Origin of the sequence: Streptomyces spiroverticillatus, assembly GCA_014650415.1 — a bacterium.
In the GTDB taxonomy this organism is placed as follows: domain Bacteria; phylum Actinomycetota; class Actinomycetes; order Streptomycetales; family Streptomycetaceae; genus Streptomyces; species Streptomyces spiroverticillatus.
In genome coordinates this window covers 1-992 of the sequence record BMUX01000074.1, presented here as the reverse complement: position 1 = coordinate 992, position 992 = coordinate 1, and the positions used below count along the sequence as shown (strand labels likewise).

General features: G+C 65.1%; 2 protein-coding genes. Both read right to left on the bottom strand.

The features are described from left to right. Window positions 1-360: ParB N-terminal domain-containing protein (locus IE269_RS42755; protein ID WP_189828773.1), on the bottom strand; the 360-nt coding region annotated here is incomplete at its 3' end. 226 nt (window positions 361-586) lie between these two features. Next, the coding region (locus IE269_RS42750; protein WP_189828772.1) for a DUF2958 domain-containing protein at window positions 587-992 on the bottom strand (406 nt) is incomplete at its 5' end.

Sequence of the window (992 nt, the reverse complement as noted above, 5' to 3'; positions counted from 1 at the left end):
GGCCTGCTCCAAGTCGGTCAGCGACTTGCGCCCCTCCTCGGCGTTCTCCACCAGCATTTCGATATAGGCCAAACCCGCTTCCCGGCGGGCGGGGTCCAGCACGTACACCGGGGCTTCGGTGAGTTCGGCCTGCCGGGCGGCGGCAAGACGGCGCTTGCCCTGGATGACGTCGTACAACTCCGGGGCGTCCGGGGCGGGCTCCACCACCAGGGGGGAGACGATGCCGTTCTCACGGACGGACTCCACCAACCACCCGTCCTCGATGCCCAACACCTGGCGGACGTTGCGATCGTCCCGCAGCTGCGTCAAGGGCAGCACCCGGGCGACGGGCGGGGCGACGGTCTTCTTCTTCGCGGTCATAAGGACTACCTGTCTCTGTGATTGCGTTGATGCGACGAGGGCACTGCCGCACCCGTCGCGGGGCTCTTTCCGGGCATGGGGCAGTAGGGAAATGCCGGCGGATCCCGGACCCGGCCATACGCCGGTGGGCTGGTGTGGGGGCGCGGTGGTGGGGGCGTTACCGCCCCCACCACAAACTGCGGCTGTATGTGTACACCCATTGGGGTGGGTGGCTTGCCAGCAGGATCTAGCTGCGCCGGATCATCTGCTGACGGATCCTGTCGACTTCGACCGCACGCATCGGCTCGAAGCCCAAGTCACGCTCCACCACGAACAACCCGTGAACCTTCATGCCTTCGAGCTCCCGCAAGCTGGGGAGGTAACTCCACTCACCACAGTCGGCGGCCAACTGGGCCCACCCGAAACCGGTGAGGCTCTGCGGGTCCAACTCCGCGTAATACCAGTCGCACCCGCCAACGAAGTAGTGCAAGTGCAGCACCTTCTCCGCATTGACGATTCCGTCAGTCGCGTAGATCGGCGGAATAGCCGATGCCTCCGCTGACGGGCAGAACTCGTGACCACGCAAAGCGCGGTGCTTCTCCGGGAAAAGACTCTTGATTTCGTTCTGGGCCCTGCGGGCTTCGATGTCCTTC